This window comes from Marivirga aurantiaca (assembly GCF_016679925.1).
Lineage (GTDB): Bacteria > Bacteroidota > Bacteroidia > Cytophagales > Cyclobacteriaceae > Marivirga > Marivirga aurantiaca.
The window spans coordinates 153,009-173,787 of record NZ_JAEQBW010000007.1 but is presented as its reverse complement, the minus strand read 5'-3'; the positions used below and the strand labels follow the sequence as shown (position 1 = coordinate 173,787).

Annotated in this window: 11 protein-coding genes; 4 read left to right on the top strand and 7 right to left on the bottom strand. The window is 36.9% G+C overall.

The features are described 5' to 3' along the window. The first annotated feature begins 154 nt into the window (after positions 1 to 154). Positions 155 to 826 carry an OmpA family protein gene (locus tag JKA74_RS15100; RefSeq protein ID WP_201432047.1) on the top strand — a complete coding sequence of 224 codons (672 nt, stop codon included), beginning with the start codon at positions 155 to 157 and terminating at the stop codon, positions 824 to 826. Positions 827 to 858: 32 nt separating this feature from the next. Beyond that, positions 859 to 1,518, top strand: a complete 660-nt coding sequence (locus JKA74_RS15095; protein ID WP_201432046.1) for a porin family protein — start codon at positions 859 to 861, stop codon at positions 1,516 to 1,518. A 406-nt stretch (positions 1,519 to 1,924) separates the two neighbouring features. Here the strand turns inward: JKA74_RS15095 and JKA74_RS20785 are convergent, their stop codons facing one another. After that, a complete protein-coding gene (locus JKA74_RS20785) occupies positions 1,925 to 2,260 on the bottom strand; it encodes a transposase (protein ID WP_236587843.1) in 336 nt (111 codons plus the stop codon). A 415-nt stretch (positions 2,261 to 2,675) separates the two neighbouring features. On the opposite strand from JKA74_RS20785, the gene JKA74_RS15085 reads away from it, so the two are divergent. Both JKA74_RS15085 and JKA74_RS15080 read left to right on the top strand, forming a co-directional pair. Further along, entirely contained in the window at positions 2,676 to 3,227 is a 552-nt protein-coding gene (locus JKA74_RS15085) for a hypothetical protein (protein WP_201432045.1), read from the top strand. Positions 3,228 to 3,460: 233 nt separating this feature from the next. Further along, positions 3,461 to 5,674, top strand: coding sequence for a helix-turn-helix domain-containing protein (locus JKA74_RS15080; RefSeq protein ID WP_201432044.1), 2,214 nt, complete (start codon positions 3,461 to 3,463; stop codon positions 5,672 to 5,674). Between the two features lie 385 nt (positions 5,675 to 6,059). Here the strand turns inward: JKA74_RS15080 and JKA74_RS15075 are convergent, their stop codons facing one another. The 6 genes from JKA74_RS15075 to JKA74_RS15050 are packed head-to-tail and all read right to left on the bottom strand — an operon-like array spanning position 6,060 to position 20,765. Next, positions 6,060 to 8,465: an ABC transporter permease gene (locus JKA74_RS15075; protein WP_201432043.1), complete on the bottom strand. Its 2,406-nt coding sequence runs from the start codon at positions 8,463 to 8,465 to the stop codon at positions 6,060 to 6,062. A gap of 21 nt (positions 8,466 to 8,486) precedes the next feature. Then, a complete protein-coding gene (locus tag JKA74_RS15070; RefSeq protein WP_201432042.1) occupies positions 8,487 to 10,886 on the bottom strand; it encodes an ABC transporter permease in 2,400 nt (799 codons plus the stop codon). Positions 10,887 to 10,930: 44 nt separating this feature from the next. Beyond that, entirely contained in the window at positions 10,931 to 13,342 is a 2,412-nt protein-coding gene (locus JKA74_RS15065) for an ABC transporter permease (RefSeq protein ID WP_201432041.1), read from the bottom strand. Positions 13,343 to 13,359: 17 nt separating this feature from the next. Next, positions 13,360 to 15,813: an ABC transporter permease gene (locus tag JKA74_RS15060; RefSeq protein ID WP_201432040.1), complete on the bottom strand. Its 2,454-nt coding sequence runs from the start codon at positions 15,811 to 15,813 to the stop codon at positions 13,360 to 13,362. A gap of 19 nt (positions 15,814 to 15,832) precedes the next feature. Next, positions 15,833 to 18,253 carry an ABC transporter permease gene (locus JKA74_RS15055; protein ID WP_201432039.1) on the bottom strand — a complete coding sequence of 807 codons (2,421 nt, stop codon included), beginning with the start codon at positions 18,251 to 18,253 and terminating at the stop codon, positions 15,833 to 15,835. Between the two features lie 58 nt (positions 18,254 to 18,311). Further along, positions 18,312 to 20,765: an ABC transporter permease gene (locus tag JKA74_RS15050; RefSeq protein WP_201432038.1), complete on the bottom strand. Its 2,454-nt coding sequence runs from the start codon at positions 20,763 to 20,765 to the stop codon at positions 18,312 to 18,314. Between the last annotated feature and the right edge of the window lie 14 nt (positions 20,766 to 20,779).

Below are 20,779 nucleotides of genomic sequence, written 5' to 3'. Positions count from 1 at the left end.
ATGTTTTGCTGCTATTTCAATTTTTCCTTAGCAAACAGTGATTTATATAAGCAATTGCCTTTGATCTGTAATTTATTAGCCTGTATTGTTCTCTACTTTTACCTCAATTATAAATCAGGTCGATTTATCTAAACAATTATCAAAACTTAATTCAATGAGAAATTCAAGCATAAACTTTATCATTTTGCTCTTGATGGGCATCATGTTTTCTTCATGCAGCACTATGAATAAAACCCAAAAAGGGGCTGTGGTAGGAACTGCCGGAGGAGGAGCTATGGGAGCCATTATTGGAAAGGCCTCAGGCAATACTGCTATGGGAGCTATTATAGGTGCTGCAGTAGGTGGCACAACAGGTGCTATTATTGGTAACAAAATGGACAAACAGGCCGAAGAAATCAAAAGAACCGTTCCTGATGCCAATGTACAGCGTGTTGGGGAAGGCATAATAGTAGAATTCAGCAGCAATGTGCTTTTTGGATTTGATCAATCAGCCTTAACCTCTTCCTCAAGAGCAAGCCTGGATAAACTGGTGATAGTTCTCAACGAATATTCTGACACTAATATAGAAGTACAAGGGCACACTGATAGCCGTGGTAGTACTGCATATAACAAGGATTTATCAGTGAAAAGAGCCAGCGCAGTAGTAAATTATCTTACTACAAAAGGAATTTCAGGTAGACGAGTGAGCATAAATGGCTTTGGTGAATCAGTACCAAAATATGATAACAATACTAAAAGCGGCCGTGATCAGAACCGTAGGGTAGAATTTCTTATCACAGCCAATGAGAAAATGAAAGTTCAGGCGAAACAACAAGCAGGAAAATAAATATTAACAAAATCAATTTAAAACAAAATATTATGAAATTTAAAATAATTGTATTGTCATTAAGCATAGTTCTTATTGGCCTTCATAGTGCACAAGCGCAAACCAGCTTTGGTATAGTAGGTGGTGTGAATTTCCAAAATCTAAATGGCACCGACAGTGATGGCGATAAGCTCGATAATGATTTGATCGTGGGTTTTCATGCGGGGGTTAATCTATTGATTCCTGTAGCCCCTGATTTTTATTTTAGCCCGGGTTTACTGTTTTCAGTAAAAGGAGCCAGCGATGAAGCAATTGGTATTGTGGGATCTTATAGAATCAACTATCTGGAATTACCTCTTAATTTAGTATATAAAGCCAAAGTTGGCAACGGGCACATACTTTTGGGTTTTGGTCCTTATGTTGGTTATGCTGTTGGTGGCAAAGCTAAATTTGAAGGAGACAATGATAGTTATGAAAGAGATATTGTTTTTCAAAATACAATAGAATCAGGTGATGATCCTGAGTTTTATTTAAAACGATTTGATGCCGGAGCCAATATCTTCTTTGGTTATGAATTAGAGGCCGGCTTATTTTTACAACTCAATACTCAACTTGGCTTACTCAATATTCACCCTGAGGATAAAAGGGTGAACGATGACGAGTCAGTTGTAAAAAACACAGGATTTGGTATTTCTGTTGGGTTCAGATTTTAAATTGAACCACAGCAGCAGATTAAATTCTTAATTATCTTCTTTAATGCTTGCCGTAAGTTGAAATACTTCCGGCAGGCATTTTTTATTTAAGGTCTTTTTTAAATAATGGGAAGAGTAGCTTCTTTAGGGTTTCAGTTAGACTACCCACAAAGTGATTCGTGAGACACGAACCACGGCCCGATAGATTAAATTTTTAATACCTCTCTTAAGTTTTAAACTTTTGGGAGGCATTTTTTTATTTAAAAATTATTTGTAAAAACGGTAAAATCGATTTTTAAGGATTTTGTGAAATGTAGAATCATGACTACCAGATTCGATATACAGTAAATGAAAATGTCATTTAAAACATGAAGGATTTTCTATTCTCCTTGGTTCGTGTCTCATGAACCAACTACTGTCTCCCCTATTAAAATTCTTCACGAATATCTTTAAGAAAAGTAAAATTTCTGACTCCTCTTTCATAAAACTCTGCTGAAGAATATTTATAAGCAACTGGTTCATGTGCTAAATTCCAACCTTTAACGATGGGGGTATTGTGAATATATTCCATCTTTTGTAAAATTACTTCAGGTGAATAAAGATGAATAGCCAAAGAATCCCTCTGCCAAAACTCGTGTTCTTTATTGGCAGCATTGGAAATAAAACTACTGAGCTTCCAGTTTCCACTATTCATAACTCTCTTTCTGAATTGATGTGCGGTAAACTTCATGAACGATCCTTGCGGTGTCTCTTTTCCATTCATCTTGTTTATTCTCCAAATGAAATGGACGTGATTTGGTATGATTACGAAGGAAAACAAGTCAATTAATTCTCTATTATCCAAATATTCAAGTGAACTGATAATTATATCTTTATAACAGTCATCTTACAAGAGCTTTTGCCAATTATTGATAGTAGCTGTCCAGAAGTAAATCTTTCCAAGCGTCATTTGTGACTTTCGATTTGCTTCAAAGGGGTTGAATGAGTGGGTTGAATCACTAGTCATTCTTAAAAATAACTTAAATGTCAATAAAATAAATAATATTAGATTCTATAGATGGTAATGTATGCCTATCATTTAGGGCGGTTAATCGAATAAATTGAAGAATCAATGATTAAAAGTAAAATTATTTAAATACTTATTTTTATTTTTAAACATTATTAAAAAAAATAACCATATGAACACATTAAAAAATTTATTGATTTATTCCGTTTCACTTGTAGCGTTATTTAGTTTAACTGCTATTTCTTGTGAAGATTTATCAGAAGAAGTTACTGTAGATGTTCCAACTGATATTACAAAAACTTTTCGAGTATCAAGTACAGAAACTGGTGACTTTGTAATTGTAGAAGAAGTAGATGTATCATCTGATGAGTTCAACGAAAGACGCGAGCAGATGAAGGATTTCACAGTTGATTCTTTTAACTTTGCAGTAGTTGATAATTTAGCAGAAGGCAGTGGTATTCCTACTGATTTACAGCTTCAATTTTATGCTGGGCAGACCAGAGTATCAACTGGATCTGGGGTTCTTAGTGGTTCAACATTTGAAGAACAATTAAATTCTCTTGATCCAGAGTATGTTCGTCAGCTCAAAGAGGTAGTTGAAGTATATGTACTTGATGATCCAAATCCTTTCATGGAAATCACGCTTACAGGAAATGCAGGTGCTCCTATGGATTATACTATTACTTTTACTATGAAAGCTACTATAGAGGCTGGCGTACAATAATAATATTAAAATTTATTTTAAAAGCCCTTTTTGATAGTCAATAAGGGCTTTTTTTGTAATTTAAAATTTTGAGTCCTTATAGAGTGACTTTAGTTTAACCCTCCACGGGTTTTGAACCCTTGGAGGGTTGGCTAAATATTCTAGTTTTTCATACATTATCCCTAGTTTTGAATAATCAAAACAAATACAATACGTTCATTTGTATATAATTTCAAAATCTCATCTATTCGATTATGAACTATACCTTGACCGAAACTGCAAAACTGGCTGTAAAATATGTCAACACAACTGACCGCCATATATTCCTGACAGGCAAGGCAGGAAGCGGTAAAACAACTTTATTGCGTTACATCATCAATAATACTTATAAAAATGTAGCGGTGGCCGCCCCTACAGGAATAGCCGCCATCAATGCAAAAGGCGTAACGCTACATTCACTTTTGCAATTACCTTTTGGCACCTTTTTGCCGGCAGATAATGCATTGCCACCAAGTGGTTATAACGAGCAGATAAATACTCCCCGCTCCTTTCTGAAGCAGTTTAAAATGTATGGCAACAAACGCCAAATCCTCCGTAACCTTGAATTGCTCATTATTGATGAGGTGAGTATGCTCAGAGCAGATATATTGGATTGTGCGGATCTGATTTTGCGTACGGTGCGAAAGAACCCAAACCCTTTTGGCGGATTGCAAATAATGTTCATAGGTGATTTGAACCAGTTGCCGCCTGTCATTAAAAACAACGAAAGGCCTTTATTACAGCAATACTATAAAAGCGGTTTTTTCTTTGAGGCACTGGCCTTGCAAAAAAGCAATCTGGTGTATATCGAATTAGATAAAATCTTCCGGCAATCGGATCAAAATTTCCTGGCCATACTCAACAGGCTCAGGGATAACCAAATGACAAAAGAGGATATCGATACCTTAAATAAAAATTATAAAGCCGACATAGAAAATTCAGCCTATGAAGGATATATCCATATTACTACCCATAATAGAAAAGCTGATTTAATTAATACAAAAGCCCTGGAGGAATTGAAGGGCAAAGAAAGAACTTATTTAGCTAAGATTGATAAGGATTTCCCGGAGAACCTTTATCCTATTGCCGAAAGGTTAAGCTTGAAAGTGGGCGCTCAGGTGATGTTCATAAAAAATGATCCTACAGGTGAAAACCTCTATTATAACGGAAAAATAGGAGAAGTTTATTCTTTGGATACAGATAAGATTGAGGTAAAATTAGCAGACTCAGAGGATTTGATCACGGTGGACCGCTATGAGTGGGAAAACAAAAAATATTCCCTGGACAAAACCACCAATGAAATAGATGAGAAACATGTAGGCAGTTTCGAACAGTTTCCACTAAAACTTGCCTGGGCCATTACTGTGCACAAAAGCCAGGGTTTAACTTTTGAAAAGGCCATACTGGATGTATCGGATAGCTTTGCCCCGGGGCAAATGTATGTAGCCTTATCAAGGTTAACAGGCTTAGAGGGGTTGGTTTTATCACAGCCCATTAGCAACATTCAATTCGATAATGATGAGCAACTGCTTTCTTTTGAAGGCAGTAAGCAGCCATTAGATCATTTGAGTAATCAATTAAGTCAGGATTCCAAAGATTACATCTTCAGAATGGCTTCAGATGCTTTTGATCTAAGAAGAGTCACCAGTGCGCTTAACAATCATTTATCAGGTTTTAATAAAAGTGAAAACCGCTCTTTAAAACAGCAGTTTCTGGAATGGACCCAACAACAATCCACTGATTTGCAGGAACTCAATAAAGTAAGTTATACTTTTCAAAGGTCGCTGGATAAATTTAAGGAAGAGGAAAATTATCTGCAGGTTTTAAGCGAAAGGGTTAATAAGGCCAAAGAATACTTCACCCCACGTTTGCAAAAGATGCATAAGGAATTTATCAGGCATTTGCTGGAGACATCCAATAAAGACAGGGTGAAGGATTACCTGAAAGAGTTGGAGGAACTGGCACAACAAATTAAATCGGATTATTTGGCCATTAATAAAGCCAGTGTGGTGGTGTCTGCAGCTGCGGAAAACCGCATTCCCAATAAAAAGGATTTGTATACTTCCAGCATTTATAAAGATGAGAAAGATAAAAAACCCCCTAAGAAAGCTAAGAAGAAGGATAAAACTCCTACCTCTGAAATCAGCTATAAACTTTTCCAATCTGGTATGAGCGTGGAGGAAATTTGCAAAGAAAGAGCCTTGGTTCCAGGCACTATTATGGGACATTTAAGCAAGTATATTGCAAGCGGGGATATTGAAGCTACCCAATTTGTTGATGAGGAAAAATTAGGCCAGATCGGGCAGGTAATTGAAAAAGTCGGCACCGATTCTTATGGGGAAATTAAAGCCCTTTTAGGTGATGAGTTTGACTATGCGGATGTAAAAGTGGCTGTTGCTCATTTTGATTATTTGAAGGAGAAGGCTTAGGTGTTTTTGGTATTATAAGTGTTAAGTGAATAGGTTGACAAGTTAGCTAGTTTTAAGGTTTGCCAAGTTTATTTAAGTGGGTTAAGCATTGGATTAAATACCTTTGTTTTTATTAAAATGAAATAATGCAATAAAAACTATTGCATTATTTCACTAAAATAACGTCTATTCATCATTCAATACCTCAGCGGGGTTGCTATTGGCTGCTTTTAGAGAGTGCTAACCGCCCTCGATTGTGTCTCCACAATCGAGTGTTCAACTGTAAGAAAGGCAATATCCCCATTAAATCTGTACCAAAAGCATTTGTGAAGACACAAATACAGGCATTCATGAGGAGCCGAAATAATACAATAAAAACTATTGCATTATTTCATTAAAATATCGCCTATTCATCCTTCAATACCTCCGCAGGATTGCTATTCGCTGCTTTTAGAGAGTGCAAGGCTACTATACCAATGCTTAAAATAAAGGCTATGAAGCCAGCCACTATAAAAGTGAATGCTGACAATTCCATACGGTACTGAAAACTATTCAACCAATTACTCAGGAAATACCATGCCGGAAATATGGACAATAAAAAAGCAATGGTGATTAAAAGAGCATACTCTTTTGTAATCAGAACCAGGATATTGGACAAAGAAGCGCCCAGTACTTTCCGGATGCTAATTTCTTTCGTGCGCTGTGCAATGGTAAAAGAAGATAATCCGAAAAGACCTAAACAACTGATTAAGATAGCCAAGGCAGTGGCAAAGCCTAATACACGCTTCATCCTTAACTCAGACTGATAGAAATTTTCTACCGTCTCATCCAGAAACTTAAATTCATGACTTTCATTAGGGTAAATGGCATGATAGCTTGCCTGCATTTGTTCCTTAGCTGCAACCAGATCAATATTGGGTTTTAATTTCACATTGGTGGTAAAAAGACGAACAGTCTCAGGATTGATCATCATGGGCCTGATGGCAGCATACATCGATTGAGTGTGGACATTTTTGATAATGCCCACTATAAGCAATTCTTGCTCATCACCATAACTAAGGAATTGCCCAATGGCATCCTCAGGATTTTCAAACCCCAACTTCGTAGCAGCAATCTCATTTATAACAGTTTCTTGGGAACCAATCCTGTAATTTCTGCCTGCCAATAAAGGCACATCATATAAACTGAGGTAAGAAGTATCAGCAGATTTTACCTGAATGCTCATTTCAGTTTTACTGCTATCTTCCGCCAATGTAACTGTAGAAGTCCATAATGATTGAGAAATTAACATATCACTACTAAGGCTCACTTCTTCCACGAAAGAAAGCTTCTTCAGCTCATCTCGTAAAACTGCATTTTGCTTGTCAGCAGGATCAAAAGCAGTATAAATATACGTAACCGCTTCTTTATTAAAGCCAACATCCTTCTTCATCAAATATTCTATTTGCCCGCTTACGGCCATCACTACTATGATAAAGGCAATGGAAAAAGTGAATTGAAGCACTGTAAGGTTTTTTCGAAGAAAATACTGAAAATCAAAGCCTCTTTTGTAATTCCTGACTCCTTTTAAAGCTCTTATGGGAGAATAACCGGATAATAATAAAGCCGGATAAAACCCGGAGAGCAGCAAGATGGCAACAGAAAGTAATGAGAGGAAAATTAAATTATTGATGGACCAATAAACAAAGCTGAGGCCTTCCGGAAGAAGTTCCTTAAAATAAGCTATGCCTAGTTCACTAATAAATATGGCTATTATTATGGCTAAAAGTATAATTAAAAAGGTTTCTGTTAGAAATTGTGCTACCAATTGTTTTCTATTGCTGCCTAAAGTTTTTCTTACGCCTACCTCTTTAGCCCTCAATTTGGCTTGTGCTGTTTCTAAATTGATGAAATTGACACAGGCAATAAAAAGAATGAAAAAACCAATAGCAATTAGTCCTTTTATCACCAATTTATTGGCTGCTTTAGTACTGTAGGTTTGGCCAAAGTGGAGTTCACTTAAAGGTTCCAAAGAGAAGGTAGTATACCGATCACCTTCCTGTTCAATATATTTATTCTTAATTGCCAATAGTGCTTCTTCTGATTCCTCTAAGTCATTTGGGTCTATTTTTATGAATAGTTGGGAGGAAGAGGTGACATTGTCCCAGCTGTCTACATAAATGCTTTCACGAATTTTTTCTTTGTTTAAAATAGTAGCCATTGAAATAAATTCCGTAAAAGTGAAGTCGCTACTTTCCTTAAAATCAGCTACCACTCCTGTAACAGTAGCCGGAATAGTGTCTGCAAAGATAAGTTCCTTCCCCAATGCTTCTGCAGGCGAAATATTTCCAAAATATTTCTGCATAGCCTTTTCAGTAAGTACTACCGAATTCATGTTCTTTAAAGCATTCAGCTTATTGCCACTCAACCAGTGATAAGAAAACATTTGAAAATAAGAGGAATCTGCATAGATAATCCCATCTTGCCTTCCATAATTTTTTTCTTTATCGGCTGAACTTACAAGTACTGCATTGGAAGTATAAAAATGGTTCACTTCCGTGGCCATAGGTAATTCATTTCTTACTGCTTCTGCCAAAGGAAAATGAGTACCGGAATTAGGCCATTGCTCTTGTGCATTGCCAGAAACACTGATTACCCTGTGTATTTTTTCCTTTTCAGGATGGAAAGTATCGAACCCATATTCATAGGCCACCAAATTATAAATGACGAAACAGGCAGCTATGCCAATAGATAAGCCTATGACATGAATAAATGAGCGTAAGCTGTGGCGCTTGATATTGCGCAGGGCGATTTTTAGGTAGTTTAATAGCATAATGACTGATAGTTAAAGATTTTATTCATCCTTCAATACCTCTGCAGGATTGCTATTCGCAGCTTTTAAGGAGTGCAAGGCTACTATTCCAATGCTTAATATAAAAGCTATAAGCCCTGAAAGTAGATATATGCTGACAGGTGTATTCATCTTAAATTGAAAACCATTGAGCCACTCTGACATGAAAAACCAGGCCGGATAAATGGCCACAATAAAGGAAATACCAATGAGTAAGGCATATTCTTTAGAGATTAAAACTAAAATACTGCTAATGGAAGCCCCTAGCACCTTTCGTATGCTAATTTCCTTTGTGCGTTGTGCAATAGTAAAAGAAGCCAAGCCAAATAATCCCAAACAACTGATTAAAATAGCAATTGCTGTGGCAAAAAATAAGACCTTTCTTAAACGAACTTCACTTTTATAAAAACTTTCCACTGTTTCATCCAAAAACTGAAATTCATAGGTTTCATTTGGGTAAACCTGTTGATAGGTGCTTTTCATTTCCTCCATCGTTTGTGTAATATCTACCATGGAAGCCAATTTTACATTTACTGTGAATAAATTTCTTTTGTCATACCCCATCATCATAGGTCGAATAGCAGCATACATCGATTGAGTATGAATATCAGGAATTACACCTACAATATTGAGGTTTAAACTGTCATAGATAACACTTTTTCCTAATGCCTCCTCATGATTTAAAATCCCGAGTCTTTCTAATGTCGCCTCATTTACTACTATTTCAGTTTCATCAGTAGTATAGTTTCTTCCGGCTAATAGCGGTACTTCATAAAGCCCTAAATAAGAAGTATCGCCTATTTTTGATTGAATATTAATTTCTTCCTTCTGTCCGTTAACCTCATAATCTACCGAAGTGGTCCACAAGGAAGAAGAAATAAGAATATCGCTACTTAAAGACACTGTTTTCACTCCAGAAATTGATTCCAATTTGGACTTTAATATCTCGGTTTTAGAAAGTGTATCTTTAAAGGGTGTGTTGATATGTACTACTGCTTCTTTATTAAAGCCGACATCCTTCTTCATTAAATAATTAATTTGTGCACTGATCCCTAATACAACAATGATAAATGCAATAGAAGATGCAAATTGAAATACTATCAGGTTTTTGCGTAGGAAGTATTGAAAGTTAAACCTTCTGCCGCTAGATTGTGTACTTCTTAATGCTTTTATGGGCGAAAAACCCGATAAAACGGAAGCTGGGTAAAAGCCCGACAATAATAGGACGATCAATGAAAGTCCTAAAAGGAAAAGCAGGTTTTCTACAGAAAAATAGCTATAGTTAAAGCCTTCCGGCAGTACTTCTTTGAAATAAATGATAGAAAGTTCACTAATAAATATTGAGAGAATGATGGCAGTAAAAATCAAGAGATAAGTTTCTGTCAAAAACTGCCATACCAATTGTTTTCTGGAACTACCGAGCGTTTTTCTTACAGCTACTTCTTTTGCCCTCAATTTTGATTGAGCTGTTTCTAAGTTGATGAAATTAATGCAAGCTATCACCAGAATGAAAAATGCTATTGCGATCAGACCATTCAATTTAGATTTGTCAGCACTATAGTTTGAAAAATTCCCTTCAAAATGTAATTCGCTAAAAGGCTCAAGATTAAAATTGGTAGTCCAATTACCTTCCTTCTCAATATATTTATCAGTAATAGCCAATAATTCTTCTTTTGCCATGGCTGTTTTTTTGGAGTCTATCTTTACAAAAATTTGTGACGATGAATTCACAGTGTTCCATGAGTCCACATTTCTGCTCTTTCTGATATGCTGGTTGTTCAATATGGTAGCATAGGATAGAAAATCAGTAAATATCAAATCCGTTTGTTCCTTTAAATCAGCTACTATTCCGGTTACTGTTGCCCGAATGGTATCAGTATATATTAGTTCTTTTCCAATCACACTATTTGGAGAGGTATCTCCAAAATATTTTTGAGCTGTACTTTGAGTGAGCACCACAGTGTGTGCTTCTTTCAAAGTAGCAGGACTACCTGCCAGCCATTCATATTCAAAAAAATCAAAGTATTCAGGATCTGTAAATACTGCCTTGTTGGTTAATCCAAAGTTATCCTTTTTATCAGCTGATTCTACCAGCCATCTGTAGGAAGTGTAAATTTGGGTTACTGCCTCTGCAGATTTCATCTCATTCCGGACAGCCTCTGCTAATGGAATGGGTGTGCCCGGATTAGGATAGTTTTCTTCCCCATTACCTGTTACCGTTGTAATGCGATTGATTTTTTCCTTTTCAGTATGAAAAGTATCGAAACCATACTCATAGGCCACCAAATTATAAATGACAAAACAGGCGGCTATTCCTATAGATAAGCCTATCACATGAATAAAAGAGCGCAGGCTGTGTCGCTTGATATTACGCAGGGCGATTTTTAAATAATTGATTAACATGACTCTATATGTTAGATACAGGATATATGATTAATAATTTAGCCTTATTCATCTTTTAAGGTTTCTACCGGGTTCATCCAGGCTGCTTTCAATGTTTGAATAAGTGTTGACGATATAAATATGACTGCAATAATGATAGCCGGGATTAAATAAAACCACCAACCAAGTTCAATTCTGATTAAAAAATTATCTAGCCAATTAGAAAATAAATAATAGGACAATGGAATCCCCACAACAAAACAGATACTCAGCCAAACCAAGTATTCGCGAGAAACCAAGGCTAGAACATCAGCAAATGAAGCCCCCATAATTTTACGGATACTGATTTCCTTATTTCGTTGTATAATCAGTTGAGTAGTGACACCCACAATACCCATTATAGCTATAATTACCGCAATAATTGCAGCCAGGCTAAATAACTGTACAAATTGTCGTTCACTTTTATATTGCTTGTCGAAATGTTCATCCAGAAAATAATACTCGAAGGGTGATGCAGGAAACAGTTCATTAAATGTTCTGGATATTTTAGGAAGAACCCTCTCAGTTTCTCCTTTATTGATATCCAGAATGTAATAGTTGAGGTCACCCGATGAGTAGTTCAGTACCATTGGATTCAACTGATTATTTACTCCCTGCTGCCTGTAATTCTCCACAACTCCTACAATGGGCACCGCGTTACCATTACTAAAAAGTTGTTCTCCAATCACATCCTCCGGTTTCTCAAAACCTAATGTTTCCAGTGCTTTTTTGTTAATGATAGCTTCCGAACCTTCTTCAAGTTCTTCATTAAAATACCTTCCGGCTTGCAACTGAATTTTAAAAGTCTCAAAGTAATTTTTTCCTACATTTAGAATACTATACATAGAACCACTTTTATCCTTTCCCTCCACATACACATTATCAGTTCGCCAATAAACTTCATTGCCTGGAATTTCATTGGTTGCAGCTACTGATTTTACCCCATCAATTTTAGTTAATTCATTGTTCATTTGCTCCTGGTAATTTCCACTTCCCTCCACAAACAGCATGGGAGAACGCACCACCAGTTTATCATTCAGGGAAATACCTAATTCTTGTTCCCTCATATGGTTTAGCTGATAATAAACTGTGAGAATTCCTGAAAGTATTACCAGGCAAAAAATCAGTTGAGAAATTAACAGCGGTCTGGCAAAAGTATTTTTAAGTTTAAAAGTGAGCGTTCCCTTCAGCACTGCCGATGGCGAAAAAGAAGTAAGTACAGCAGCCGGGTAAATGCCGGAAATCAATGTCCCGAAAATCCATAGGACTAACAGATGTAGATACAATTGATTGAATGTAAAAGCAGAATCAGGTAAATTGAGGCTAAGCACCTCTACAATGAAATTACCGCTAAGATTGATGAGAAATGCAGCAATTGAAACCGCTATTAAATTAATTAGTGACGACTCCAGCATAAACTGCAGAAATAATTGCTTCTTATTTCCTCCTGTTACTTTTCGTACACCGATTTCTCTGGCCCGGTTCAGTGCCCGTGCATTGGTAATATTTACACTATTAAGGTAAACCATCAGTAATACAAAAGCCCCAATCCAAATAAAATATTTCAACTTCCCTCCATCAATTCCTGCATTATATTCACCAGCATACTTTGTGCTGGTATGGATTTGGTCAACAGCTTGCAACTCAAGATTCCATTGCGTGCCTGCACTCTTCAGAGCTTCACCATGGCGCAATTGTAAGGCCTCATTCACCTGATTTTCAACCCCACTAATTTTGTTTTCGCTATTTATTTTTAGGTAGGTATATAAGTTCAACCACTCATATGACTGATCAATTTGTTTCCCAATGAAATGATGTAAAGTGGCATAAGAAACAAGGATCTGTGGTTTTAGATGCCTATTCTCCGGCACAGATTCAAAAACACCCGCGACTTCAAACTCGACAGTTCCATCAAAATTAGTGCTGTTGATCTCTAGTACTTTCCCGCTAGGATCTTCATTACCAAATATTTTTTGAGCAGTATTTTCAGAAAGCATAGCCTTCAACGGCAGGTTCATTTGCTCAATACTGCCTTGTGTAATTTCTAAATCAAAAAAATCAAAATAATTGCTATCTGTTAGAAAAATATGCTCCTCACGAATAAAATCTTCTCCGCTCCCTGCAATTACTTCTCCCATAATCACCACTCTGCTAAAAGCTTCAACTGCCGGGATTTCATCTAGCGCCAACTGCCCCATAGCCGGTGAAGTTCTGGCACTTTGCTCCATGAGTTCACCTTCGGATGTTGAACTTAAATTAAGCCGATATAACTGATCGGACTGTGTTAAATCAGCATCATAACTTTGCTCAAATTGCACGTATAACATAATCAGCAGAGCTGCAGCTATACCAATGGCCAGTCCACCAATATTGATGAACGAATAGGCTTTGTTTTTAAAAAGCTGCCTGAAAAAGATTTTTATATAGTTTTTAAGCATGATAATACGATTAGAATCTACTCATTTTTTAGTGAATCTACCGGATTGCTAATGGCAGCTTTTATAGAATGATAAGCCACTGTAAGCCATGCAATTAAAAAGGCTGAAATGCCCGCTATTGCAAATAATTCCCAGCCAATATTTATTTTGTAGTTATAACCTTCAAGCCATTTTGATATGCCCCACCAAGCCAAGGGTACAGCCATTAAAAAGGCCAAAATGACCAACCTTGAAAATTGTTTGGAAAGTAAAAGTACAATGCCATTAACAGAAGCTCCCAGTACCTTCCTGATTCCAATTTCCTTAGCGCGCTGCTCAGCCATAAAGGAAGCCAAAGCAAACAAGCCTAAACAGCCAATAAAGATTGCCAGACCGGCAAAAATGGTAAATACCTGAGCCAATTTAAGCTCCGCTTTATACATGTTGGCAAATTCTTCATCTAAAAAAGTATAGCTAAAGGGCAAGCTGGCATCAAATTCATTCCACTTAGCTTCAATGTTAGCAAGTGTAGAAGCAATTTCATCTGATTGTAGTTTGATTACTAGAGAAGAAGTACTCCTTCCCATAAATAAAGCCAGTGGTCCGATATTTTCCTTCATAGATTCAAAATTGAAATCTTCCACCACACCTAAAACTTTATGCTGCTCAAATTGTCCCTCTATAAGATTGTTGGACTGGTCAAAGGCATTAGTCTGAATAGCATTATTTTCACCCTTTTTGAAACCAAACATTTCAAATGCCCTTTCATTCAGGATAACACCGGAAGAGTCAGAGGCTATTTCCTTATTAAAATCCCTGCCTTCAGTTATTTTCATTCCCATGGTACTAACATAATCAGGATCCACTCTCCACATTTGGATGCCCACTAAATTATTGTCAGAGGCCTCCTGCCCTACCGGCCAATAAGTATTATCACTTCTATTATACCCACTGACGGGTATAAAGCCACTATAACTTGCAGAAACTACATTGGGAAGTTTCTTAACTTCTTCCTTAAATGCCGCAGTTTTATCTCCCAGCATGTAAGGATCATTTAAAAGGATTACCTGATCTTTTTCAAACCCAATATTTCTATTCTGAATGAATTGCAATTGCTTGTAAATTGCTACCGTTCCAATAATTAAAAGTATGCTGATAAAAAATTGAAAAACCACCAATCCACTTCTGATAGTACTATTCCCTGAACCAGTAGATAGCCTTCCTTTTAAAGTTTCTATCGGGTTAAAAGCACTTAAATAAAAGGATGGATATAATCCGGCCAATACACCTACCATTAAAGAAGACAGTAACATTGTGACGATAAAAGCAGGGCTACTTAGAGGTAATACCAGGTGTTTATCTGTGAGATCATTAAAGTAGGGCAATAAGAGCACTACTAAAAATAGTCCTACAGCGAAGGAGAAAACGCTCAACAGCATGGATTCCGTAAGGAACTGACCTACTAAATTGGAGCGATACGATCCCAGTACTTTCCGTACACCCACCTCTTTACCTCTGTTGGCAGAGCGAGCTGTAGAAAGATTCATAAAATTGATACTAGCCAAAATAATAATGAAAACAGCTATTAGCCCGAAAAGGATTACATAATTTTGATTACCCATTGTTCCGATATCGAATGTAAAATCAGATTGTAGATAAACATCTTTTAGTGGCTGCATAAAGAAATCCATAGTACCTCCCTCGGCTTTAAACTCCTCCAGGGTTTTTCCATTCATCATGGTATTAAGTATAATGGCTAGTTCAGCATCAGATTTCTGGTTGATCTTATCTATAACATTTTGAAGGTTAGCATCATCTCGTAATTCATAATAAGTGAAAAAATTATTACTAGTCCAGCTACTATTACTAGCCTGGTCTGGTATGGAGGACATAGAAATGAGAAAATCATACTTGATATGCGAATTCTCCGGCATATTTTCAAATACACCCGTAATCTTGTAGGTTTCATCACCATCTAAAACCAATGATTTATTAAGTGGATTTTCATCGAGGAAATATTTATCAGCCATTTTTTGGCTTAAAACTATCGTGTTAGGCTCTTTAAGCTGTTGAGATGGATTTCCCTTCAGTAATTGAAAGCTAAACAGATCAAAAAAACCGGAATCTGCACAGATCAATTTGGTTTCCTTAAAGCTTTGGCTCATCTCGGGCCGCTTTACCAGAAAAGAACCGACAGTCCTTAACCTAACTGCCTTAGTTACTTCAGGTATTTCTTCTTTCAGAAAAGAAGCTACGGGTGCCGGAGATATCGCAAAATGGTAATAATTTTCACCTACCTTTATATCCCTGTTGAGTCTATATATGTTATCAGCATTTTTATGAAAATTATCATAACTCATTTCATGCAGTACATATAGTGCAATCATTAAGGAACAGGCAACTCCAACAGAAAGTCCTACAATGTTGATAGCCGAGTAAAGCTTATGCTTTCTCAGGTTTCTCCAGGCGATTTTTAGATAGTTTTTTAACATGATGATATATGATTAGAATCTACTCATTTTTTAAAGACTTAACAGGATTCATTAAAGCTGCCTTTATAGATTGAAAACTTATTGTTAACAATGCCACTATTATTGCCAGTAAACCTGCTGTGGCATAGGTCCACCAATTTACATTTACCCTGAAGGCAAAATCTTCCAGCCAGAGGTTCATGGCATGCCAGGAAATAGGCGTAGCTATAACAATAGCAACCAATACCAGTTTGATAAAATCTTTTGAAAGTAAACCCACGATATTGGACACACCTGCTCCCAACACTTTGCGAATGCCAATTTCTTTTGTTCTGGTTTCAGCCGTATAAGTGGCCAAACCTAATAAACCCAGGCATGAAATAAGAATCGCCAATATTGAAAAAACGGTAAATAGCTTTTTGAATCTAAAATCAGCTATGTACTGCTTATTGAAATCATCATCCAAAAAACTGTAAAGAAAAGGACGATGTGGTGCAATGGATTCCCATACGGACTCAACAGAAGCAATGGTGGCTGGTAAATCATCGGAATTGACTTTTAAAATTATAAACCTGCTGGCGAAACGTTCCAGCATTAAGGTAAGGGGCTCAATTTTTTTATGAAGGGATTCATAATTGAAATCTTTTACTACTCCAATCACTTGTCCTTCTTTTCCCCATTGAGAGAACTTCTTACCTACAATGTCTGCCGGATTTGAATAGCCATATTGTCTTGCGGCTGATTCATTAACTACCAAAGCATTATCTAAATCTGAGGGAAAATCACGGGAATATCCTCTTCCTTCAACCAATTCAAGCCCCATTTGCGGAATAAAATCTACATCTACCTGAAAAATAGGCTGAATCTCTTCTCTTAATTCCCCACTTTCAGTTTCTATAGTAGTACCAGCTTTAGGGAAATAACTTCCGGGTACACTCCTGGCAGCAGCCATTGAGAGCACTGAAGGAATGGCTTCCATCTCATTTTTGAGGTTATCCAATTTTTTATTGACTTCCACATCATAATTATAATCCAGCACCAACATCCTTTCCTGATCAAAACCGAGGTTTTTCTCCAAAATATGCTCCATCTGGGTGTACACTATGATGGTACCGGAGATAAGAATAATAGATAAAGTGAATTGAAAAATCACTAATCCTTTCCTTAAGGAAACTCCTCCGACTTCTTTAAGGCTCGTTCCTTTTAAAATGGCTGCCGGCTTGAAGCTGGATAAAACAAAAGAAGGGTATGAGCCTGCTATTAATCCTATCAAAAGAATAATACCAAGAAAAACAGGAAACATTCCCCATGAAATGAACATGCTTATGTCAAAGGATTTTGCAGTTAAATCTGCCATGAAAGGCAACATAATGGTGACTAAGATCGATGCAAGCACAGAAGCAATAACAACGATAATGAGTGATTCTCCCAGGAATTGAAATATCAAGCCTTTTCTGTCAGCTCCTATGGTTTTTCTAATACCTACTTCCTTGCCTCTTTCCATAGAGCGAGCTGTAGATAGATTCATGAAATTGATAATGGCAATAACCAAAATAAATAAGCCAATGATTGAGAAAATGTAGATATTGGACATGCTTCCAAGCTCTCCCGGCTGCCTCAAGGCTGTAGAACCAAGATAAGTGTCATTTAAGGATTCAATGCTTATAGTATAGCCAGGACGTGTGTCCCCTACTCTTCTTTCCAGAAAATCGGGGATTCTTTGCTCAAAGTCTTCAGGATTGAATTGGTCATTTACAAGAAAGTAAGTGTAAAAATCGACATAACCCCATTGATCAAATACACCTGGTCTTGACTGATAAAATGTACTCATAGAAAGTAAAGTATTAAACTTAAAATGAGAGTTCTCCGGTACATCTTCCATTACTCCTGTAACAGTATATATTCCTTTGTTAGATCTGCCTCCCGAAGGATCTCCATCCAGAGTTTTACCCATTGGGTCTTCATCACCAAAGTACTTTTTGGCTGTTGTTTCAGTCAACACAATGCTATAAGGTGCTACTAAAGCTTTTTGCGGATCTCCTTTTATTAATTTCCAGCTAAACACATCAAAAACGGTGGAATCCATAAAGAATATACCATCTTCCTGAAACATCTTTTCACCATTTCTCAATAAAATATCTGCCCTTCCGGAGAATTGAACTACCTTCTCAATCTCCTGAAAATCACTAGCCAGGGCCTGCCCTACAGGGGCATTTCCCCATACTTCATAATAATCCGGTTTTACATTATCAGATTCGGATGATTCATTAAATCCATGCAGGACACGGTAAATCCGATCCTTTTTTTCATGGTATTGATCATAGGAAAGTTCATCCTGTACGTACATGAAAATCATAAAGCAACATGCAATGCCTATTCCCAATCCGGAAATATTGATGAATGAGTAAACTTTATTTTTAAGGAGATTCCTCCAGGCGATTTTGATATAGTTTTTTAACATAATTTCTGATGTTACATTGAAAATATTTGAGTTAGGATTTAGCTTGTAACTCCTAATTTCATTCCTCCTTCAAACTCTTCACCGGGTTCATTAAACTTGCCTTTACTGTTTGTAAGGACACAATGAAAATGGTGAAAAATACTCCAATCGTTACTGTAATAATAAAAATGCCTGCACCTGGAGTAGATTTTATTTCAAACTGTTCCAGCCATTTATTCATCAACCAATAGCTAAAAGGCATAGCCAGAATAATGCCTATTAAAGTAATTTTCAGAAATTCCTTATTGAACATTAAGGAGATGTTATAAGCCGAAGCTCCCATCACTTTTCGGATTCCTATCTCTTTCATTCGCCCGGTAATTGACAATGAAGCCAGAGCAAATAGCCCCAGAGCTGCAATAATTACAGCTATTATGGCAGACAGCCCTACCAATTTCCCCAATCGCTCATCTGCCTGATATTGTTTTTGAATGGATTCATCAAAGAAACTATACTCAAATGGTTCTGAAGGGTATAATTGTGTCCATTCCTCTTTAAGCACACTAATCAGGGTCTGAAAATCATCTGAGCTGGATTTTACCAGCAATGTTGGGCCTAATGATCCAGGTATATTAAGAGAATTAATGCCTGAAAGTGCCAATTCAGGATTCATTGTCATCATCACTGGTTCAATTTTACTGTATAAGGATGCATGATGGAAGTCCTTTACCACCCCTATAATTCGATGGTCATTATATTTACCCGCTGGTCCTACCTGATCCTGCAAAGGGTTCTCCATCTTAGAAGCATGCACAAATGCTTCGTTAATAATAAAAGCAGAACTGTCTGATGGGAATTTTTCTGACAGATTACGACCTTGCTCAAATTGGAGTCCTAATACCTCTGCATAATGTGTATCAATAAAATTAAGGCGGTAGTAGAACATATTTCCGTCACTATCAGCAAATCCCGCATTCCACCAACTATTATTTCCATAGGTACTGATGGCCAAACCTGCATTCTCTACTTCTTTCCTCCTTTTTATGGCCAGTTTAAATCTTTCGCCCTTTTTAAAGCTATTTTCAAGTGCTGTTATAAAATTTTCGGAAGGTACTGGCGGTATTTTTACCTCTATAATATTGTCCTTTGTAAAGCCCAAATCGTACTGGTTGATTTGTTGCATTTGCTTGTACATGATTAAAGTACAGGCAATCAGAAATAATGAAATGAAAAACTGCAGACCTACTAATCCTTTTCTTAGGTTTTGCTTACCAAAGTTCATCTGTAAATTTCCTTTCAGCACCTGAATAGGACGAAGATTGGACAAAAACAATGCAGGATAAGCACCTGCAATAAAGGTGATTAGCAACATGAGCGCACAAACAATCAATATTTGCACTGGCTCAAATGCTATGACCAATGATTTTTCGAACAAACTATTAAAAACCGGCAACAGCAATTGAGCAAGAAGTACTCCCAATAATGTTGAGAGGATAGTAATGATGAATGATTCAGTCATAAATTGCCCGAATAATTGCTTATATGCCGCACCCATGGTCTTTCTCACGCCAACTTCCTTTGCCCTGGTGGCCGATCTTCCTATGGCCATGGTAGTAAAATTAATACAGGCAATCAGGAGAATCATGATGGAAACACTGAACAGTATCCACAGAAGCTGGGGGTCTGTGGTTTCAAGAATTCCTCCTGTCACTTCAGGATTCAAATGAACAGACTCGATAGGTTGAAAATCCAGGTCATAATACTCTTCTTCAAAATCCTCTTGTCCTATAGCACTTTTTATGAGTGAAGGCACTTTTTCTTCTAAACTGGCAAGGGTATACCCCTCTTTCATACTCACATAACTTTCTCCATAAGTGATCTCCCAGTTTTCCAGCTGTCTTTCCTCTATAAAAGCTGACAGGTTTTGTTCAGACATTAATATTTCAAATTGAATGCTGGATTTTTTAGGAGGGTCTTTCAAGATGTCGCGTACCTTATACGGCTGGTATTCAGGCCCCAACTGGATCAGTAATATCTTCCCTATTGCTTCCTCTTTACCAAAATATTTAGTAGCTGTAGAGGCTGTTATGGCAATTGTATTTTTTCCAGCTATTGGGTTAGGATCTCCCTTGATAATAGGAAAAGAGAATATCTTCAAGAAGTCTTCTCCTACAATGGAAGCAGATTGAAGCAAAGCTGTTTCACCACCCTCAATTTTGGTGAGATTCTCAGTATCAACAAAATGGGTTGTACCCAATACTTCCTCAAAATTCTCTTTCAATGCATGAGGTACAGCCATAGGTGCAGATGCGGTCTGGCTCAAAGTACCATCTTCATCTTCTCCAACCCACAAAACCCTGCCTATACGCTCTTCATTTTCATGAAATTGATCAAATGAGTTTTCATATTGAATAAACAACAGGATAAGAATGCTCACTCCCAAACCTACGGAAAGCCCGAAGAGGTTAATTCCCGTGTATAACTTGTTTTTAATGAGATTTCTAAAAGCGATTTTAAGATAGTTTTTCCACATAGCTTTGGGTTTTA

Bases quoted from the DNA above. Each gene is read 5' to 3' on its own strand.
- JKA74_RS15100 (WP_201432047.1), top strand. From the start codon at position 155: ATGAGAAATTCAAGCATAAACTTTATCATTTTGCTCTTGATGGGCATC.
- JKA74_RS15095 (WP_201432046.1), top strand. From the start codon at position 859: ATGAAATTTAAAATAATTGTATTGTCATTAAGCATAGTTCTTATTGGC.
- JKA74_RS20785 (WP_236587843.1), bottom strand. From the start codon at position 2,260: ATGAATGGAAAAGAGACACCGCAAGGATCGTTCATGAAGTTTACCGCA.
- JKA74_RS15085 (WP_201432045.1), top strand. From the start codon at position 2,676: ATGAACACATTAAAAAATTTATTGATTTATTCCGTTTCACTTGTAGCG.
- JKA74_RS15080 (WP_201432044.1), top strand. From the start codon at position 3,461: ATGAACTATACCTTGACCGAAACTGCAAAACTGGCTGTAAAATATGTC.
- JKA74_RS15075 (WP_201432043.1), bottom strand. From the start codon at position 8,465: ATGCTATTAAACTACCTAAAAATCGCCCTGCGCAATATCAAGCGCCAC.
- JKA74_RS15070 (WP_201432042.1), bottom strand. From the start codon at position 10,886: ATGTTAATCAATTATTTAAAAATCGCCCTGCGTAATATCAAGCGACAC.
- JKA74_RS15065 (WP_201432041.1), bottom strand. From the start codon at position 13,342: ATGCTTAAAAACTATATAAAAATCTTTTTCAGGCAGCTTTTTAAAAAC.
- JKA74_RS15060 (WP_201432040.1), bottom strand. From the start codon at position 15,813: ATGTTAAAAAACTATCTAAAAATCGCCTGGAGAAACCTGAGAAAGCAT.
- JKA74_RS15055 (WP_201432039.1), bottom strand. From the start codon at position 18,253: ATGTTAAAAAACTATATCAAAATCGCCTGGAGGAATCTCCTTAAAAAT.
- JKA74_RS15050 (WP_201432038.1), bottom strand. From the start codon at position 20,765: ATGTGGAAAAACTATCTTAAAATCGCTTTTAGAAATCTCATTAAAAAC.